This is a genomic window from Pseudomonas sp. H3_C08 (genome assembly GCF_054669455.1).
The window spans coordinates 3072489-3090909 of sequence record NZ_CP162803.1 but is presented as its reverse complement, the minus strand read 5'-3'; the positions used below and the strand labels follow the sequence as shown (position 1 = coordinate 3090909).

Genomic DNA, 18421 nt, shown 5'->3' with positions numbered 1-18421 from the left:
GCGAAAGCGCAGTGTCAGGCGATGAAAATGTTGGCTGATCCACCGCCTTCGCGAGCAAGCTCGCTCCCACAGGGATTTTCATCAGGCCAAGGTTATGTGAATACCCAAACAATCAAGGGTTTTCACCACGGATGGCTCTTGTTCGTTCAGCCGCCTGTGCCACCGCCCGCACCGCCAGTCCCGCCACCTGCCGAACCTGTGCCGCCGCCAGCCCCCGAACCAGAACCACTGGCGCCACCATTGGTGCCAGTCCCGGAACCCATCCCCGAAGACCCGCTGCCACCGGAAGGCGCGCCCGGCGTGTTGTCTGGCGGCGTGGTGGTGCTGGTCGGTCCGCCGGATTTGGTGCCGGTAGCGTCAGCGCCGTCGTTGACGGCGAAGCTCGCGGTCGATGCCGTGGCCAGCAGCCCGGCGAGTAATAGCGAAGTGAGTTTGCGCGTGATCATGATCCGTCTCCACAAGGGGTCTGTACCTGATATTGGTCTGACGCGCAGAACCCTTGGTGCCGGGTGGCTGACGAGCGGTCAGCAGCGAAACCGAGTGGCCTCCTGATCTTCGGCAATATTGGCTATTTGCCGGACCGGGTGTGAGGGCTAACGTAACCACACATTCACTTGCTACCCGGAGCTACCATGCAACCTCGTGCCGATTTCTACACCGCTTCCCCAGACGCCTTGAAAGCGATGATGGCTTTGGAAACGGCGGTGTCCAAACTGCCGCTGGAAAAGACCCTGATCGAACTGGTGAAACTGCGCGCTTCGCAAATCAACGGCTGCGCGTTCTGCATCGACATGCACACCACCGATGCGATCAAGGGCGGCGAAACCCCGCGTCGGCTGTTCGCGGTCACCGCCTGGCGGGAAGCGCCGTTCTTCAGCGACCGCGAACGCGCCGCGCTGCTGTGGACCGAATCGCTGACCCAACTGAGCCTGACCCACGCACCGGACGAAGATTACGACGTGGTTGCGGCGCAATTCACGCCGAAAGAAATGGTCGATTTGACCGTGGCGATCAGCACCATCAATAGCTGGAACCGTTTGGCCGTAGGTTTCCGCAAAACCCCACAAGCTTAAGCCTCAACGCATAACCCCTGTGGGAGCGAGCTTGCTCGCGAAAGCGATGTATCAGTCGCTAAATTGTTGCCTGATACACCGTATTCGCGAGCAAGCTCGCTCCCACAGGGGAATTGGGCATGGCCAGAAAATAGGGATCAATGCCCATCCGCACTCGGCGCCGCCGGTGGTTGCACCTTGCGCATCAAGGGCACCATCGCCGTGGCGATAACGAAGCACGCCCCGATCATCAGAAAGGTGTCGCCGTAGGTTTGCGTCTGCGCCTCGCGGTAGGTCAGTAGCCACAACTGGCGCAGGCTGGCGGTGACACCGACGTCGCCACTCTGGCCCAGATTCGCCAGGTTGCCGCCGACCTGCGACAGCCACTGATTCATCGCTTCATTGCTGCTGTTCAAGTGTTCGGCCAACCGTGTGAAGTGCAGGTTGGTGCGGTCATTGAGAATGGTCGCGCACGCCGCAATACCAATCGCCCCGCCCAGATTGCGCATCAGGTTGAACAGACCCGAAGCATGCTTCAAACGTGCGGGCGCCAACCCACCCAAAGTCAACGTCACCGCTGGCGGCACTGCCAGTTGCTGGGCGATCCCGCGCAACGCTTGCGGCAGCATCAATTGCCCCGCACCCCAGTCGTGGGTGATCGGGCTGAACTCCCACATCGACACCGCGAACAAACCCAGACCGATCATCATGATCCAGCGCAGGTCCATGCGATTGGCCAAAAAGGCATACAGCGGAATCGCCATGATCTGGAACACGCCAGTGGAGAAAACCGCCAGACCAATGTCCAGCGCGCTGTAGCCGCGTACCCGGCCGAGGAACAGCGGCGTCAGGTAAATCGTCGCGAACAGGCCGATGCCGGTGACAAACGAAAAGAAGCAGCCGAGGGCGAAATTGCGATCCTTCAAGGCGCGCAGATCAACGATCGGATTGGCCACGTGCAAGGTCCGGCCGATGAAGGCCAATCCCGCGAGGCCGCTGATCCACGCCGTGGTCAGAATGGTCTGGTCGCTGAACCAGTTCCAGCGCGGGCCTTCTTCGAGGGTGTATTCCAGGCAGCCGAGAAACAGCGCGAGGAACACCATGCTCAGGTAGTCCGCGCCCTTGAGCAGGGACAATTCCGGCTGGTCGATTTTCACCAGCATCGGTACCGCTACAGCGACGAAAATCCCCGGCACCAGGTTGATGTAGAACAACCAGTGCCACGAAGAAATATCAGTGATCCAGCCGCCGATCACCGGTCCCAAGGTCGGTGCCAATGACGCAACGGCGCCGATGGTTGCCGCAGCGATCACCCGCTGTTTGCCGGTGAAGAAAAAGAACGCCGTGGTGAACACCAGCGGAATCATCGAGCCGCCGAGAAAACCTTGCAGCGCCCGAAAAGCAATCATGCTCTGGATGTTCCAGGCGACGCCGCAGAGCAGGCTGGCGAGGGTGAAACCGACCGCCGAAGCGCAGAACAACCAGCGCGTGGAGAACACTCGCGACAACCAGCCCGACAGCGGAATCACGATGATTTCGGCGATCAGGTAACTGGTCTGCACCCATGCGGTTTCATCAGTGCCGGCGGACAGCCCACCGCCGATATCGCGCAGCGACGCCGAGACGATCTGGATATCCAGCAGCGCAATGAACATGCCGATGCACATGGTCGCGAAGGCGAACACCTTGGTCGCGGTCGCCATGTCCGCCGCGTTGAATGGCTGCGCCGGGGCGGCGAGGGTGGTGCTCATGGCGCGACAGCCACGGCGCTGGTTTCCGGTTGCGCGCGGGTGTCGACTTCTGCCGTCACCGAGAGGCCCGGACGCAAGTGGCCGAGTACGCCGTCAGCCGGGTCGAGGAGGATCCGCACCGGCACGCGCTGGACGATTTTGGTGAAGTTGCCGGTGGCGTTTTCCGGCGGCAGCACGCTGAACTGCGAGCCAGTGGCGGGGGCGAGGCTGTCGAGGCGACCGTGGAATTCCTGGCCGGAGAGCACGTCGGCACGGATGCTTACGCGCTGCCCGGGTTTCATCCGCGCCAATTGGTCTTCCTTGAAGTTGGCATCGACCCACAAGCCGCTGGCCGGCACCACGGACAACTGTTGTGAACCGGCCTGAGCGTAAGCGCCAACCCGCGCGCGGCGATTGCCGATCACCCCATCGACCGGCGCGCGAAGTTCGGTGTAGCCGAGGTTCAGTTGCGCCAGATCACGTTCGGCGCGGGCTTGTTGAAGGGCGGCGCGGGCCTGTTGTTTTTGCGTATCGATCACCGCCAGTTGGCGTTGCGCGGCGAGCAGTTCGGCCTGGGCGCGGGCACTGAGGGCTTGCGCTGTTTTGAAGGTCGCGTCGGCGCGTTGTGCGCTTTCCACCGACACCGCATTGGTCGTCACCAGGCGTTTGTAGCGCGCGTTGTCATCCCGCGAGCGTGCGGTTTCTGCGCCAGCGGCGTCGATGCCGGCGCGGGCCTGACCGATCACCGCTTGTTGCAGTTGTTCGGTGGCGTCGAGGTTGGCCAGCAGGGCTTCTTCGGCGGCAACGGCGCCTTCGGCCTTGGCGAGGTTGGCGCGATAGTCGCGGGCGTCGAGGCGGATCAGCACATCGCCGGCCTTCACGTGCTGGTTGTCGGTGACCAGCACTTCGTCGATGTAACCGGCGACTTTCGGCCCGATCACCGTGACGTCGCCACCAATATAGGCATCGTCGGTTTCTTCAAGAAAACGCCCCGCGCCCCACCAGTGCATGGCGTAAATACCGGCAAAGATCAGCGCGAGCAATCCGACGCCCGGAAGCAAAACGCGTTTAAGCAGGGACGGCATGGTCTTTACCACAACAGGTTCGAGGGTGGGCATGCTGGTCATGGCGGATTACCTGCGTAAGCGGATCGTTATTACGGCTGTAATATGACGCAGGTAATATTTAGTGGCAAATTATTTCTGGTGCCAATCGTCAGTTGTTCACTTGAGCCAGTGGCCCGGTGTGCTGCCGGTCATGGTTTTGAAGAAGGCGATGAAAGCGCTGTCGCTGGCAAAACCCGATTCGAACGCGCAGTAACTCAGGCTGCGCCCGGTGGCGAGCAATTCCATTGCGCGCATCAAGCGCCACTGCTGGCGCCATTGCTGATAACTCATGCCGGTTTCGCGCTGGAAGATTCGCCCGATGGTGCGGCTGCTGGCGCCGACCTGCTGCTCCAGCACTTGCAACTCCGGGGGCAGACGTTCAGGCGTTTTCAGCAGTGGTGCCAGGCGCTTGTCCTGAGGTAACGGCAGCAGCATCGGTTGCTGCGCCGCTTCAGCGATTTCGCTCAGACACAGGCCGAGCAGGTGGGAGAGTTTGCCCTGCTGCCAATCGCTGGCGAAATCCGCCAGCGCCATCGGTTCCAGCACCGCACGCAACAGCGGGCTGACTTCAATCACGCAAACCTGCTGCGGCAGTGCAGCGCACAGCTCGGGGATCAAGTAGATCGAGCGGTAGTCGACGCTCTGTTGCATCACCGCGCGATGGCTGACACCCGGTGGAATCCACGCCGCCCGCGACGGCGGCAGCAGGCACAGTTGCTGCGCCAGGGTAATCCGCGTGCAGCCTTGGCGCGTGTACAGCAGTTGGCCGCGTTGATGACGGTGCAGACCGGAATCGTGATCGCCCAAGGTCGAGGCGATACCGATCACTGGTGCGTCATAGCGATCTGCATCAAACGTTGCGTGGGCGTCGAGCCAAGCCATGGGTTGTCCGGTTTCAGCGATAAATTGGCAGGATCTGGATAATACGCCAGTCAGCGATTCTTAAACTCCTCGGCGGTTTATGAGAGGAGTGATGAAGCATGAACAACAGACATTTCTTGTGGCTGGCGATTGCGCTGCTGATGTTTCCGCAGATCGCGCAAACCCTGTACAGCCCGGCGCTCGGTGATATCGGGCGGGTGTTTAACGTTGGCCCGCAAGCCGCCGCGCAGACGTTGTCGGTGTATTTCCTCGCGTTTGCCGTCGGGGTGGTGGTGTGGGGGCGTTTATGTGATCGCATCGGTCGGCGCCCGGCGATGCTCGCGGGCCTGGCCATCTATGCGATTGCCACGCTTTCAGGCCTGCGGGTCAGCAGTTTCAACGGCTTGTTACTGACGCAGATGTTGGCGGCCTTCGGTGCGGCGGTGGGTTCGGTGGTTACGCAGACCGTGTTGCGCGACCGCTTCAAAGGCGCCGAACTGGCGCAGGTGTTTTCGTTGGTGGGCATCGCGTTGGCGGCCAGCCCGGCGCTTGGCTTGTTCACGGGGGCTAGTCTGGTTCAGGCCTTCGGTTATCGCGGTGTGCTTGGCGCGTTGCTGTTGTTGGCAACGCTGTTGTGGCTGTGGAGTTGGTACACCTTGGCGGAAACCCGGTCCCAGCCAACGTGCCATGTCGGTCTGTTCGAAACCCTCGGGCGCATGTTGCGTGACCCGGGAATCTGGCGTTCGGCGCTGTGGATCGCCTCATTCAACGTGGCGCTGTTCAGCTATTACAGCCTCGCTCCGTTCATGTTTCAGCGGCTGGGTGTGGAAGCCAGCGGGTTCGGCTACAGCGGTGTGATCCTTGCGCTGGGCTCAGGTTTTGGAGCATGGCTGAACCGGCGTTTATTGACGGCCGGGTTCAAGGCATTGCAGTTGATTCGCCTCGCGGCTGGCATCGCCTTGCTCGGTGGTGTGGGCGTGTGGTCGCTGCAGAACAGTGTCGCGTTCGTCCTGCCGATGCTGTTGGTGGTATTGGCGTTTGGCCTGGCGATCCCGAACATTCTCGGTTCGGCCCTGGCCGATTACGCTGATCGATTGGGCACTGCCGGGGCGTTGTTGGGCTTGATGTATTACCTGCTGATCGGCGCCGGGCTGATGCTCGCCGGCTGGTTTCAGGCCCTCGGGGAAACCCTGATAACGTGCAGCGCCGTGGCCTTGCTGCTGACAATAAAGCCAGGCAAAGCAATTGTTTAAGAAATGTAAGCGCTGTAGGAAGCGTCTTGCTTTTGTGTGGGATGGCTCCGACTATCACGATCATTGATGACATGGCATTACGCCATTTTATGATCGCAAGGAAGTTGCGTGCCGTTTCCGTTTCGCGCTGTTTTTCGTCGTTGTTCCACGCGCTGCCCGCTGTTGTCGGCCTTTGTGTTGAGTGTCTGTGCCTCCTCGATTGAAGCTGCCGAACCTGTCGCGCCGGGCCAGGAAGTGCTGCGCCAGCAGCAACAGCAGCAGCGCGATCTGCAACAACTGCAACTTGAGCAAAGAAAGCGGCAACTGGAACGCGGCGCGTTCGGCCCGGCGCCGGTCACCCCGGCCATCCCGCCAACCGTCACCGCCGATGAACGTTGCTGGCCGTTGAGCGGTGCGCGCATCGGCGGCGTCACGCTGATCGACAGCGACCAGCTCAACGCGCAGATCAAACCGTTGTTGGCGCCGTGCATGGGCGTCGGCCAGATCAATCATCTGCTGGCCACCATCACCGCGAGCTACGTCGACAAGGGGTACATCGCCAGTCGTCCGTATCTGCTCAGCGCACCGGCAGCGGGGCAGTTGCTGGATATCCGCATTGACGAAGGCTACATCGAGTCCATCGAACTGGCCGATCAGAGCCTGCCGGTGTCGCTCGGAGGCGCGTTTCCAGACATGCTCGGCGAGCCGCTGAATCTGCGCGATCTGGAGCAGGGCCTCGATCAACTGAATCGCCTGCGCTCGATCGATCTCACCGCCGACATCGCCCCCGGCAGCCAGCCCGGTGCCTCGCGGATCATCCTGCGGTCGCGCACCTCTGCGCACTCGCGCTGGGCCTTGAACGCGGGGTTCGACAACCTCGGCAGCGCCAGCACTGGACGTGATCGCGACACCTTCAGCCTGAGCCTCGACAGCCCACTGCAACTCAACGACTTGTTGAGTCTCAGTGCCAGCGACACCCTCAATCAGGGTGACCGCTACAGCCGCAACGCCAGCCTGTATTACGCGATCCCTTACGGCTACTGGACCTACAGCGTGTTCGCCAGCCACGCCGAATATCGCGCGCCGTTCAAACTGCCGAGCGTGACCTTTCATAGCACGGGCATCACCGATCAGGTCAGCCTGCGCGCCGACCGTGTGTTGTGGCGCGACCAGAGCCGTCAGCTCAGCGCCAACCTGCAACTGGCGCACAAAGATGTCGACAGCTACTTGCAAGACGTTCGCCTTGGCATTCAAAGCCCGACCCTGACCGTGGCCGAGGCCGGGCTCAATCTGTTCTGGCTCGACCGCGCGGTGTGGAACCTTGACGTCAATTACGCCCAAGGCTTGCGCTGGTTTGGCGCCGACGATGACTCGCAACATCAGATCAATAACCTGCCCAGAGCGCAGTTTCGTAAGTACCGCGCCGGCCTCAGCCAATGGCGTAACGGTCAGTTCGGCGCGCAGGCCTGGCAATGGCAGAGCCAACTCAATTTGCAGTACAGCCCGGACCCGTTGCCGGCCATCGAACAGTTGCTCGGCACCGACGACTCGGCGGTGCGCGGCTATCGGGTCAGCAGTGCCTCCGGCGCCAGCGGCGCGATCTGGCGCAACACCTTGCGCCTGCCGCTGCGCAGCGAATGGCCGTTGCAGATCACCCCGCGGGTGGGCCTCGACCATGGCTGGATCAAGGCTGATCACGGTGCGCAGGGGCAACGCCTGAGCGGTGCCAGTGTCGGTCTGAATCTGGGCTGGAAGAACCTGCAAGTGGACGTCGATTACCAGCGCGCCCTCAACACCCCGAACGGTCTGCAGCACGAGCCTGAAACCTGGCTAATGCGCGTGGGCCTGCAAATCTGAACAACGCAGTGAACAAACAGCCGTCGGATCTGAGCGCGTCAGCCACGGCTAAGACTAAACGCGCAACGTGATGCCGTACTCACATGGAGACGTTTTTATGCCAGCACACACCTTTGCATTTCATCTTTCCCCTCGGGGCAAATTGCGCTGGGCGATTGCCAGCCTGTTCTTCGCCGTGCACCTGCCGAGCGCGATGGCCGGCGGCGTCGTGGTCGCACCGGGGCCCGGCGGCACCGCGCAATTGCAGACCCAGGGCGGTGTGCCCATCGTCAACATCGTCGCGCCCAACGGTTCGGGCCTGTCGCACAACCAGTTCCTCGACTACAACGTCGACCGCCAAGGCCTGGTGCTGAACAACGCCTTGCAGGCCGGGCAGTCGCAACTGGCCGGGCAACTGGCGGCCAACCCGCAACTGCAAGGCCAAGCGGCGAGCGTGATCCTCAACGAAGTGATCAGTCGCAATCCGTCCGCGATCAACGGTGCGCAGGAAATCTTCGGCCGCGCAGCCGATTATGTGCTGGCCAACCCCAACGGCATCTCGGTCAATGGCGGCAGTTTCATCAACACGCCGAACGCTAATCTGGTGGTCGGTCGCCCGGAATTGAATGACGGCAAACTGCAAAGTCTGAACAGCCGCGATGCCAGCGGTCAGTTGCAGATTCGGGGCGGTGGCCTGCGCAACGGTGAGGGCTCGATCAACCTCATCGCGCCGCGTATCGACAGCCAGGGCGCGATCACTGCACGCGATCAGTTGAACCTCACGGTGGGACGCAATCAGGTGGATTACGCCAGCGGTCAGGTGAAAGCCGTGGATCCGGCGGGCAACACGTCTGATCAACGCATCGACGCCAGCCTGTTCGGCGCGATGCAGGCCGGTCGCATCAATATTGTCAGCACCGCCGAAGGCGCGGGCGTGCGGGTGGGCGCGGTGCAAGTCGCCGGGCGTGACGGCGTGCAGATTCGCTCGGCCGGTGACTTGAGTGTCAGCGGTGAAGCCGTGGCCAACAGCCTCGACGTGACCCGCGCCGGTATCCGCAGTAGTCAGGGCGACGTCGGCTTGCACAGCGGCAAGGATCTGACGTTGGCCGCTGCCGATGTCAGCGCTCGCGACGTCACCGTCGAGGCGAAACGCAACCTGACTTTGTCCACGGTCGAAAGCCGCAAGCTTCAGGAAAAGCGCGAAAACTGGAACAACAGCACCATCGGCATCACCTGGGAAACCTACGACCGTACCCAGACCGATAGCGAATCCCGTCAGCACGGCAGCCAGATCATTGCCAGCCGCGACGCCAAACTTGCCTCCGGCAAAGACACCGAACTGAAAGCCGCCAAAGTCGAAGCCGCGAATAATCTGAGCGTGCAAAGCGCTGGCGATCTGCGCCTGACTGCCGCTACCGAAAGCCACACGCAGACCGATCAAGGCAACCACCGCAAACACCTGTGGAAAGCCGACTGGAACAGCAGCAGCGAAGAACAGCGCAGCGTCACCAGCCAGTTGAAGGCTGGCAATATCGCCCTGCAAACCGCCGCGCTGTTGCGCTCCGAAGGCGCCGAGTTGAGCAGCGCCGGCGACCTGCAACTGGGCGGCAAACAAGTGGAAATCGCCACCGCCACACGGACTAATCGCAGCAGCGACAATCGCTATTCGGGTGATTTGGTCGGCGGTGGTTTCTTCGGCAAGACCGGCGATGCCGACAAGGGCAAGACCCAGCATCAGGGCAGCAAAATCAACGCCACCGGCAAACTGATCGTCAAGGCTGACGACGTGCGCATCAGCGGCAGCCAGGTGCGCGGCGGCAGCGACGCCAGCGTGATCAGCGACAAGGGTTCGCTGGTGATCGATGGTGTGCAGGACACCTCGCACAGCAACAACCACGACAAGGACAGCAAATTCTTCGGCATTACCAAGGACGAGTCGCGGCAGAACAGTAAAGACAGCAGCACCGTGCGCAGCGAACTGGTGTCCGACAGCAACCTCAAGCTCAAGAGCGCCAAGGACATCGAGGTGGCTGGCTCGACGGTCAAGGCTGACGGTGCGCTGACGGCCGACGCAGCGGGTGACGTCAATGTGCATTCGGCGCAGAACACTCACGACAGCACTGACACCAAGCAAACCCGTGGCTTCGATGCGTACGCCAAAGAGCAAACGCCAGAGCAGTATCGCGCCGGGATTCATTACGAGGACAAACAGCAAACGGTTACTCGCAACGACGTCACCCAGCAGGGCTCCAGCCTCAGCGGTGGCAGTGTGCAGGTGAAGGCGGGCGGTGACGTTACGCTCAAAGGCGCAGAGGTGAAATCCACCGCTGGCGACACGACATTGAGCGGCCAAAACGTGTCGTTGCTGGCCGAAGCTGACAGCCACAAAACCTCCACCGACACCTCCAGCACCGGCGGTGGTTTCTACTACACCGGCGGTCTCGACCGTGCTGGCAGCGGCGTCGATTTCGCCCACAGCACAGCGCAGGATTCCACCAGCAAAACCACCGCACAGACCACCAGTGTGCAGAGCAGCGGCGGCTTGACCATCAATGCCGACAAACTCGCTACCGAGGGCGCACAACTCAAGGCCGGCAATGGTCTGAGCGTCGCCGCCAACGAGATCGACAACCGTGCGGCCAGCAACACTGACAGCAGCACGCACAATGACAGCAACTGGTCGGCGGATATCGGCGCCAACGTCGAATACAAAGACATTACTCGGCCGATCGCCGGCGCGGTCAAGGATGTGCTCAACGGCAAGGTGCCGGACAAGGACGCACTGGCCAACCTCGGTCAGCCGAATGTCGGTATCGACGTTGCGGTCGGTCACGGCAACGCGAGCAAAACCGAGCAGAGCAGCAACGCCGTGGTCAGCCGTTTTGATGGCGGCACCGTCGATGTGAAAACCACTGGCACGCTGCATGACCAAGGCACGCAATACAACGCCAGCGCCGGCCAAGTGAACATCAGCGCTGACAAACTGCTTGCCGACGCTGCGAGCAACACGCACAACAGCAGCGCTAACGCGGTGGATGCCAAGGTCGACGTGCGCGTCTACACCAAGACCGGCGAAGACGTGAACGTCGCTGGCAGCGGCGCGGGTGGTAGCAGTGCGTCGAGCAAGGACAATTCCACCGCCGTCGTCGGCGCTTATGCCGGCAGCCAGGGTGTGAACATCAAGATCGGCGGCGATGCGCAGTTCGAAGGCAGCCGTTTCGATGGCGGGCAGGGTGGTGTGAGCATCAACACCGGTGGTGACCTGGCGCTGAATCAAGCCAATGACCGTCAAACCAGCAATGACACCAGCCTGCGCGGCACTGGCTCGCTGACGGTCGGCACCTTGCCGGGTACCGATGGCACCAACGTCGATCTCGGCGCCGGTTTCCAGCTCGATCACACCGGCAAGCAAAGCACTGACACCCAGGCTCACGTTGCGAGCATCAGCGGCAACGGTCCGGTGCAGTTGAGCAGCGGCGGCAATCAGCTGCAGCAAGGCACGAAAATCGACAGCGCGGGCGCCATCGATCTGCACGCCGACGGCAAGCTTGATCTGCAAGCAGCCACCGACACCCACACCGCCAGCGGCAGTAATCTCGGCGGTGGTTTGAAGGGCGGCGGCAGCAAAACCAGCAGCGAGAAGAGTCGTGATCAGGGCGGCAATCTGAGTGGTAATTTCAATATCGGTCGGGTCAACGAGGATTCGAAAACCCTCAGCGGTGGCCAGATCAACAGCCAGAACGGCATCGTGTTGAGCGGTGATTCGATCCACCTGCAAGGCACTCAGGTCAGCGCACCGAACGTCAGCATCGACGCGCAGAAGGGCGGCTATGTGCAGGAATCGGCGCAGTCCACCGACCACCGCAATAACTGGAATGTCGCGCTCAACGCCGGCGGCAACCTGAGCAGCAAAACCCCGACCGCCGCAGATGAGAAGGCCAGCAGCGATCACGGCTTCAACGCTGGGGCCAAAGTCGGCGTGGATTACCTGCAGGGCAGCACCCAGCAGAACAGTCAGATCAAGGCTGACAGCGTGGTGTTGAACAGCGCCGCTGATGCACTGCTGGAGGGTGCGCGGATTGACGCGAAAACTGTCAGCGGCAAGGTCGCGGGTGATTTGACCGTCGAGAGCCGTCAAGACTCGAGCAACCACGCCAAGGTCGATGTCGATCTGGGCCTGACCGCGAAGAAAAACCCGCCGAGTGACAAGGAGAAACTTGCCGGTACCGACTACAAACCAACGCTGAAAGCGCAGGGTGAGTACGCGCATAAGGACAGCGTGGTGCAGGCCTCCGGGATCAGTGCCAACCAAAGCGTGAATCTCGCAGTCGGCGGCGCCACGCAACTGACCGGCGCGCGGATTTCGGCGCCGCAAGAGAAGGTCGATCTGGGTGGTTCGAAGGTCAGCAGCACGGATCTGAGTAACCGTGACTACGGCGTGAAAGCGGGCCTTGATCTGCCGCATAAAGCTGAGGAAAACGCACCGAAGGTTTCCCTGGAAAACGGCAACCTGAAAGTCGGCCCGGTCACCCTGAGCGGGCATCTGGACACCCAGACCCTGCAAGCCGGGATCGACGAAAAAGGCTAAAACAAACGGTAGTGGATGTGCCAGATCTGCCATCCACCACCGAACAATGTGGGAGCGAGCTTGCTCGCGAAAGCGTCCATTCAGTCAATGCAGTAAGTGACTGGTGAACCGCATTCGCGAGCAAGCTCGCTCCCACATTGTTTTGCGCCAGACGTTAAATCTCGCGCATCATGCGCGACCTTAAAGACGCCAGGGAGGCAAACAATGAAAACAGCATTCGTCGCTGTACTCGGGGCTTTGTTGATCGCCCAACCATCCGTGTCCTTCGCGGATAACAGCAACGGCAAAAACCTCTATGTGCAGCGCTGCGCTGTGTGCCACGGCGCCGATATCAAAGGAACAGGGCCGCTGGCGCACAAAAGCAATCCGCCCACACCTGACCTGACAACCTCCACGTTCAAGCAACGACTGCATGAATATCCGGGGGTGATTGTGTCGTCGATCATCCTTCGCCCGAACGGCAACCTGATACCGAAAACGCTGAAGGAAAACGGGGTAAAAATACCGCCGCATGCCTGGAGTGTTAAGGATCTGCGCGATCTGCATGAATACATGAGTGGTGTGATTTCGATAAAACGCTGAGCTGCACAGGTGACCCGGACGGTCGGTCGAGGAATCCATTGCTTCGGCTTAATAGGAAGCATTACTATTCACGCCCCTTTCCTCAGCACGCCGCCAAAACCCCCATGCGTCCCCGCAGACCCGGCTTTTTCGAGCACTACGAAGAGTTGATCGGCACCTGGACTCGCCGCCTGCGCAATCGCGCGCAGGCCGAGGATCTGGCGCACGACACCTTTGTGCGGGTGCTTGAGTCCGATTCGGCGGCGGTGCAGCAGCCACGGGCGTATTTGCACCAGACCGCGCGCAATATCGCGGTCGACGGTTATCGGCGTGAGGATCGGCGCGGCGCTTTGGAGTCGCAGGACATCGATCACACTGAGTCGTCAATCGGCGACCCTGAGCATTACATGCATGCGATCCAGCTGGCCGATTCCATCGAACGGGCGCTCAGCGAGTTGCCGATCAATTGCCGGAAGATTTTTGTCTGGCAGAAGATCGAAGGCCTGACTCAGGCGGAAATCGCCGAACGCCTGGGGCTGTCCAAGAATATGGTCGAAAAGTATATGATCCGCACCCTGCGCCATCTGCGTGATCGCCTCGACGGGTTACAGTCATGAGCCGCTGCCCCCTTTCATCTTCAGCCCAACAGGACATTCCATGATGGAGACGCGTGCTTGCGCGTGCGGGCAAACAACGGTGCGCGATGACGCGGCTCGCTGGTTTGTGCGTTTGCAGGAGCCGGCCATTGAGGCCGACGAGCAGCAGCGCTTCGACGCCTGGCTGAATGAACATCCGCAGCACCGTGACGAATTTCAGTTGCTGCAGGGCTTGTGGTCAGCCGCCGATTTGCTTTCGGCGCCGCGCCTCGAAGCCCTCGCTGAAACCCCGCCGAACCGTCGCCAACGCCGTCCGTTGTTGCGTTATGCGGTGGCTGCGAGTGTGCTGGCGGTGGCGCTCGGGCTGGGCTTGTTCAGTGGTTTGAATCATCCGGGCGGTTACCGCGCCGAGTTCGCCACGGCGTTGGGCGAGCGTAAACATGTGGCGCTGCCGGACGGTTCGGTGATCGATTTGAACAGCCGCAGTCGCTTGCAGGTGCGCTTTGAACAGGATCGGCGGCTGATCGAGTTAAGTGAAGGTGAGGCGATGTTCAGCGTCGCGCACGACACTTCACGACCGTTCGTGGTCGAGGCCGGCAGCGGCAAGGTCACGGTCACCGGCACGCGTTTCGATGTGCGCCGCGATGTCGCGCAGACCCGCGTGGCGGTGGAGCAGGGCACGGTGAAAGTGCAGGGCCGTGATGCAGCGGATGATCAGTTCATCAGCCTGAGCGCCGGCCTCGGCACCCACGTCGATGCCCAAGGCCAGGTCGCCGCCGCCTATGCGGTCAACCCGGCAGAACTGACGGCATGGCGCAGCGGCAAACTGGTGTTCAACAACGCCAGCCTCAGCGAAGTCGCGGCCGAAGTGTCGCGTTATCGTGAAAAGCCGTTGACCGTGACCAATCCGGCCGTGGCCAGTCTGCGCCTGACCAGCGTGTTCAAATCCGACAACACCGATGCCTTGCTCAAAGCCTTGCCGAGCATCCTGCCGGTGGCCGTTCGCACCCTTGCCGATGGCAGTCAGGAAATAATCGCAAAATAAAATTCAGGTTTTTTTCGAGTTCAGCGTCTTCCTGTACAACTGCAACTGGTTTGCATTAACAGCCGCACACTCTTGCGATCCACAGGACTACGTACGACGTGAAATACACCCCTGCCAACAACAAAAAATTCTCTTGGCTGCCGCTGGCTCTTGCGTTGGCGGTCAACGCTGGCATGCCGCTGGCGTTCGCCGGTGAAGCCATTCATATCCGTGCGCAGCCGCTGGGCCAGGCCTTGAGCGAACTGGGCCAGCAGACATCGCTGCAAGTGTTTTTCAGCCCGGATCTGGTCGCCGGCAAACAGGCCCCGGCGGTCGACGGCGACATCTCCCCGGAGCAGGCGCTAAGCCAATTGCTGCAGGGCAGTGGTCTGGATTATCAGATCAACGAAGGTTCGGTGACGCTGTCGCCGGCCGCAACCTCCACCGCCGGCAATGGCCCGCTGGAATTGGGCGTCACCGACATCAAAGTGGTCGGCGACTGGCTCGGCGATGCCAACGCTGCCGTGGTGCAGAACCACCCCGGGGCGCGCACGGTGATCCGCCGCGAAGCGATGGTTGAACAGGGCGCAATGAACGTCAGCGATGTGCTCAAGCGCGTACCGGGCGTGCAAGTGCAGGATTCCAACGGCACCGGCGGCAGTGATATTTCGCTGAACGTCGGCGTACGCGGTCTGACCTCGCGTCTGTCGCCGCGCTCCACCGTGCTGATCGATGGCGTGCCGGCGGCGTTTGCCCCTTACGGCCAGCCGCAACTGTCGATGGCGCCGATTTCCTCGGGCAATCTTGACAGCATCGACGTGGTACGCGGCGCCGGTTCGGTGCGTTATGGGCCGCAAAACGTCGGCGGGGTGATCAACTTCGTCACCCGGGCGATTCCGGAAAAAGCCACTGGCGAAATCGGCACCACGCTGGAAACCACTCAGTACGGTGGCTGGAAACACATCGACACCGCGTTCCTCGGCGGCACCGCCGACAATGGCATGGGCGTGGCGTTGCTGTATTCCGGCGTCAACGGTAACGGTTACCGCGAGCGCAACAACGGCAACGACATCGACGACGTGCTGCTCAAGACCCACTGGGCGCCGACCGATCAGGACGATTTCAGCCTCAACTTCCACTACTACGACGCCACGGCCGACATGCCTGGCGGTCTGACACAGAAGCAGTACGACGCCAAACCGTACGACTCGGTGCGGGACTACGACCAATTCACCGGGCGGCGCAAAGACGTGTCGTTCAAGTGGATCCGCCAGATCGACGAGCGCACTCAGGCGGAAATCCTCACCTACTACACCGACAGTTTCCGTGGCAGCACCATCGCCGCCCGCGACCAGAAAACCCTCAGCTCCTACCCGCGTTCCTACTACACCCTCGGCATCGAGCCACGGGTGTCGCGGGTTTTCGATGTCGGCCCGACCACGCAGGAAGTCAGCGTCGGTTATCGCTACCTGAAAGAGGCGATGCACGAATCGTCGAGCCGTGTGGCGCTGGTCAACAACCAGCCGGTGCTCACGCCGACCTCCGACGGCCATGTGTTCCAGGACCGCACGGGCGGCACCGAGGCCAACTCGGTCTACCTCGACAACAAAATCGACGTCGGCAACTGGACCATCACCCCGGGCATTCGCTTCGAACACATCAGCACCGACTGGCATGACCGCGCCGTGCTCGACACGGCTGGCAAACCGGTGCAGGCGAAAAACCGCAGCATCGAGAGCAACGAACCGCTGCCGGCGCTGAGCGTGATGTATCACCTGTCGGACGCCTGGAAACTGTTCGCCAACTACGAAACCTCGTTCGGCAGCTTGCAGTATTTCCAGCTCGGCCAGGGCGGCTCGGGTGATCAGACTGCCAATGGTCTGGAGCCGGAAAAGGCCAAGACCTACGAGATCGGCACGCGCTACAACGATGACGTGTGGGGCGGCGAAGTGACGCTGTTCTACATCGACTTCGACGACGAGCTGCAATACATCAGCAATGACGTGGGCTGGACCAACCTCGGCGCAACCAAGCACCAGGGCATCGAAGCCTCGGTGCACTACGACATGGCGGCGCTGGATCCGCGCCTCGACGGCCTGACCGCCAACGCGGGTTTCACTTACACCCGCGCTACTTATGAAGGTGAGATTCCGGGCTTCAAGGGCCGTGATCTGCCGTTCTATTCGCGGCAGGTGGCGACCGTCGGTTTGCGTTACGACATCAACCGCTGGACTTACAACATCGACGGTTTCGCTCAGTCGAAACAGCGCTCGCCGGGCACCGGTGTGAATGCCGACGGCAGCTTCAACGGCAACTACATCACCGATGGCACGGCGGACGGGCAGTATGGCGACATCCCGGGTTACGTGACCTGGAACGTGCGTGGCGGCTATGACTTCGGACCGCAGGTGTCGAACCTCAAGCTTGGCGCCGGGGTGAAGAACGTCTTCGACAAGCAGTACTTCACCCGCTCCAGCGACAACAACTCGGGGATGTATGTCGGCGCGCCGCGCACGTTCTTTGTGCAGGCCAGTGTCGGTTTCTGATAGACCGCATCAGCTTCTTCGCGAGCAGGCTCGCTCCCACATGGATCACTGAAATCCTGTGGGAGCGAGCCTGCTCGCGAAGCTTTTAGACTTTAAGAACTTTCCCGCCAATGGCCACCGCGACCAACAGCACCGCCATCAAGCCAAAGGCAAAACTCAAACTGCTGGCATGGGCGACAAAGCCGATCACCGCCGGCCCGGCCAGAATCCCTGCATAACCCAGCGTGGTAATGGCCGGCACCGCGATGCTCTCCGGCATCACCGTTTGCTTGCCCACTGCCGTGTACAGCACCGGCACGATGTTCGAGCAACCAGCGCCGACCAGCGCGTAACCGACCAGCGCCGCTTCCCAGCTTGGCGCGAATGTCGCCAGAAACAGGCCGGCCGCTGCCAACAGACCACCAAACAAAATGATCCGTGTTGCACCGACCATCCGCACAATCCGGTCACCCATCAAACGTCCGGCCGTCATGGTCAATGCAAACGCCGCATAACCCAGCCCTGCGTACGCCGTGTCGATCCCGCGTTCCTGCGCCAGAAACACCGCGCTCCAGTCCAGCGCCGCGCCTTCAGTCAGGAACACGATGAAGCACATTCCGCCGATAAACAGCACGATGCCATGAGGGATGGCGAATGCCGGTCCGGAACTTTCACTGCCGTAGGGCAGCATGTGCGGCACGCATTTGAACAATGCCGCGATCAGCACGACAACTACCACCAGCATGGCGGCCAGTGGCGTCAAACCCAGGCCGAGCAAGGCACTGACACCCGCCGCGCCGACAATCCCGCCGAGACTGAACAAGCCGTGGAAACCCGACATCATGTTCTTGCCGCTGGCGCGCTCGACGATCACCGCTTGCAGGTTTACCGTCGAATCCACCGTGCCCAGGCCAGCGCCGAACATGAACAGCGTGGCGATCAGCGCCGGTATCGACGACACCGTGGCCAGCAACGGCAGCGCCGCGCAGATCAACAAGGTGCCGCCGGTAGCGACGCGCCGACAGCCAAACCGTGTGGCCAAAATCCCCGCCAGCGGCATCGCCAGAATCGAACCGACCCCGAGGCACAACAAAAGTAACCCCAGCGTGCCTTCATCCAGTCCGGCGCGGGCCTTGGCGTACGGCACCAAGGGCGCCCACGCGGCGATGCCGAGCCCGGCGATGAAATAGGCGATGCGCGTGGACATCTGTTGCAGGCGTCCGGGGACGAAAGTGTCTTGGGGGTTGAGGCTGGTCATATCGATCCTTGGCAAAAAACTTCGCGTCCCCGAAGGACAGTGATTCAGCGAC

13 protein-coding genes are annotated in these 18421 nt (G+C 61.4%); 8 read left to right on the top strand and 5 right to left on the bottom strand.

Features of this window, described 5'->3' with window-relative positions; translation table 11 throughout:
- Nucleotides 1-146 precede the first annotated feature (146 nt).
- On the bottom strand, nucleotides 147-446 hold the full coding sequence (locus tag AB4N74_RS14130; protein ID WP_093433811.1) for a hypothetical protein: 300 nt from the start codon (nucleotides 444-446) through the stop codon (nucleotides 147-149).
- Nucleotides 447-632: 186 nt separating this feature from the next.
- On the opposite strand from AB4N74_RS14130, the gene AB4N74_RS14125 reads away from it, so the two are divergent.
- Nucleotides 633-1073, top strand: a complete 441-nt coding sequence (locus tag AB4N74_RS14125; protein WP_093433813.1) for a carboxymuconolactone decarboxylase family protein — start codon at nucleotides 633-635, stop codon at nucleotides 1071-1073.
- 137 nt (nucleotides 1074-1210) lie between these two features.
- On the opposite strand, the gene AB4N74_RS14120 is transcribed toward AB4N74_RS14125, so the two are convergent.
- The 3 genes from AB4N74_RS14120 to AB4N74_RS14110 all read right to left on the bottom strand — a co-directional run bounded on the left by AB4N74_RS14120 (nucleotide 1211) and on the right by AB4N74_RS14110 (nucleotide 4770).
- Nucleotides 1211-2803: a DHA2 family efflux MFS transporter permease subunit gene (locus tag AB4N74_RS14120; RefSeq protein WP_427120291.1), complete on the bottom strand. Its 1593-nt coding sequence runs from the start codon at nucleotides 2801-2803 to the stop codon at nucleotides 1211-1213.
- Nucleotides 2800-3909 (bottom strand): HlyD family secretion protein, encoded by a 1110-nt coding sequence (locus tag AB4N74_RS14115; RefSeq protein WP_460100870.1) that lies wholly within the window; start codon nucleotides 3907-3909, stop codon nucleotides 2800-2802. Before AB4N74_RS14115 ends, AB4N74_RS14120 begins: the two co-directional genes overlap by 4 nt.
- Nucleotides 3910-4005: 96 nt before the next feature.
- Nucleotides 4006-4770, bottom strand: a complete 765-nt coding sequence (locus AB4N74_RS14110; protein WP_460100867.1) for an AraC family transcriptional regulator — start codon at nucleotides 4768-4770, stop codon at nucleotides 4006-4008.
- A gap of 98 nt (nucleotides 4771-4868) precedes the next feature.
- On the opposite strand from AB4N74_RS14110, the gene AB4N74_RS14105 reads away from it, so the two are divergent.
- The 7 genes from AB4N74_RS14105 to AB4N74_RS14075 all read left to right on the top strand — a co-directional run bounded on the left by AB4N74_RS14105 (nucleotide 4869) and on the right by AB4N74_RS14075 (nucleotide 17132).
- Nucleotides 4869-6002, top strand: coding sequence for an MFS transporter (locus tag AB4N74_RS14105; protein ID WP_460100865.1), 1134 nt, complete (start codon nucleotides 4869-4871; stop codon nucleotides 6000-6002).
- A gap of 108 nt (nucleotides 6003-6110) precedes the next feature.
- On the top strand, nucleotides 6111-7838 hold the full coding sequence (locus tag AB4N74_RS14100) for a ShlB/FhaC/HecB family hemolysin secretion/activation protein (RefSeq protein ID WP_460100863.1): 1728 nt from the start codon (nucleotides 6111-6113) through the stop codon (nucleotides 7836-7838).
- Between the two features lie 97 nt (nucleotides 7839-7935).
- Nucleotides 7936-12405, top strand: a complete 4470-nt coding sequence (locus AB4N74_RS14095) for a hemagglutinin repeat-containing protein (RefSeq protein ID WP_460100860.1) — start codon at nucleotides 7936-7938, stop codon at nucleotides 12403-12405.
- Nucleotides 12406-12609: 204 nt separating this feature from the next.
- Nucleotides 12610-12987 (top strand): c-type cytochrome, encoded by a 378-nt coding sequence (locus AB4N74_RS14090; protein ID WP_116255985.1) that lies wholly within the window; start codon nucleotides 12610-12612, stop codon nucleotides 12985-12987.
- Between the two features lie 104 nt (nucleotides 12988-13091).
- On the top strand, nucleotides 13092-13583 hold the full coding sequence (locus tag AB4N74_RS14085) for a sigma-70 family RNA polymerase sigma factor (protein WP_099756744.1): 492 nt from the start codon (nucleotides 13092-13094) through the stop codon (nucleotides 13581-13583).
- 40 nt (nucleotides 13584-13623) lie between these two features.
- Entirely contained in the window at nucleotides 13624-14607 is a 984-nt protein-coding gene (locus AB4N74_RS14080; protein ID WP_093433831.1) for a FecR family protein, read from the top strand.
- A 98-nt stretch (nucleotides 14608-14705) separates the two neighbouring features.
- Nucleotides 14706-17132, top strand: a complete 2427-nt coding sequence (locus AB4N74_RS14075) for a TonB-dependent siderophore receptor (RefSeq protein ID WP_460100856.1) — start codon at nucleotides 14706-14708, stop codon at nucleotides 17130-17132.
- Between the two features lie 85 nt (nucleotides 17133-17217).
- On the opposite strand, the gene AB4N74_RS14070 is transcribed toward AB4N74_RS14075, so the two are convergent.
- Entirely contained in the window at nucleotides 17218-18369 is a 1152-nt protein-coding gene (locus tag AB4N74_RS14070) for an MFS transporter (protein WP_460100854.1), read from the bottom strand.
- Nucleotides 18370-18421: the final 52 nt, after the last annotated feature.

What these genes read in the sequence shown, in the direction of transcription:
- AB4N74_RS14115 (WP_460100870.1), bottom strand. Translation starts at nt 3,909, where the DNA reads ATGACCAGCATGCCCACCCTCGAACCTGTTGTGGTAAAGACCATGCCG.
- AB4N74_RS14110 (WP_460100867.1), bottom strand. Translation starts at nt 4,770, where the DNA reads ATGGCTTGGCTCGACGCCCACGCAACGTTTGATGCAGATCGCTATGAC.
- AB4N74_RS14085 (WP_099756744.1), top strand. Translation starts at nt 13,092, where the DNA reads ATGCGTCCCCGCAGACCCGGCTTTTTCGAGCACTACGAAGAGTTGATC.
- AB4N74_RS14070 (WP_460100854.1), bottom strand. Translation starts at nt 18,369, where the DNA reads ATGACCAGCCTCAACCCCCAAGACACTTTCGTCCCCGGACGCCTGCAA.
- AB4N74_RS14095 (WP_460100860.1), top strand. Translation starts at nt 7,936, where the DNA reads ATGCCAGCACACACCTTTGCATTTCATCTTTCCCCTCGGGGCAAATTG.
- AB4N74_RS14080 (WP_093433831.1), top strand. Translation starts at nt 13,624, where the DNA reads ATGATGGAGACGCGTGCTTGCGCGTGCGGGCAAACAACGGTGCGCGAT.
- AB4N74_RS14125 (WP_093433813.1), top strand. Translation starts at nt 633, where the DNA reads ATGCAACCTCGTGCCGATTTCTACACCGCTTCCCCAGACGCCTTGAAA.
- AB4N74_RS14105 (WP_460100865.1), top strand. Translation starts at nt 4,869, where the DNA reads ATGAACAACAGACATTTCTTGTGGCTGGCGATTGCGCTGCTGATGTTT.
- AB4N74_RS14090 (WP_116255985.1), top strand. Translation starts at nt 12,610, where the DNA reads ATGAAAACAGCATTCGTCGCTGTACTCGGGGCTTTGTTGATCGCCCAA.
- AB4N74_RS14130 (WP_093433811.1), bottom strand. Translation starts at nt 446, where the DNA reads ATGATCACGCGCAAACTCACTTCGCTATTACTCGCCGGGCTGCTGGCC.
- AB4N74_RS14120 (WP_427120291.1), bottom strand. Translation starts at nt 2,803, where the DNA reads ATGAGCACCACCCTCGCCGCCCCGGCGCAGCCATTCAACGCGGCGGAC.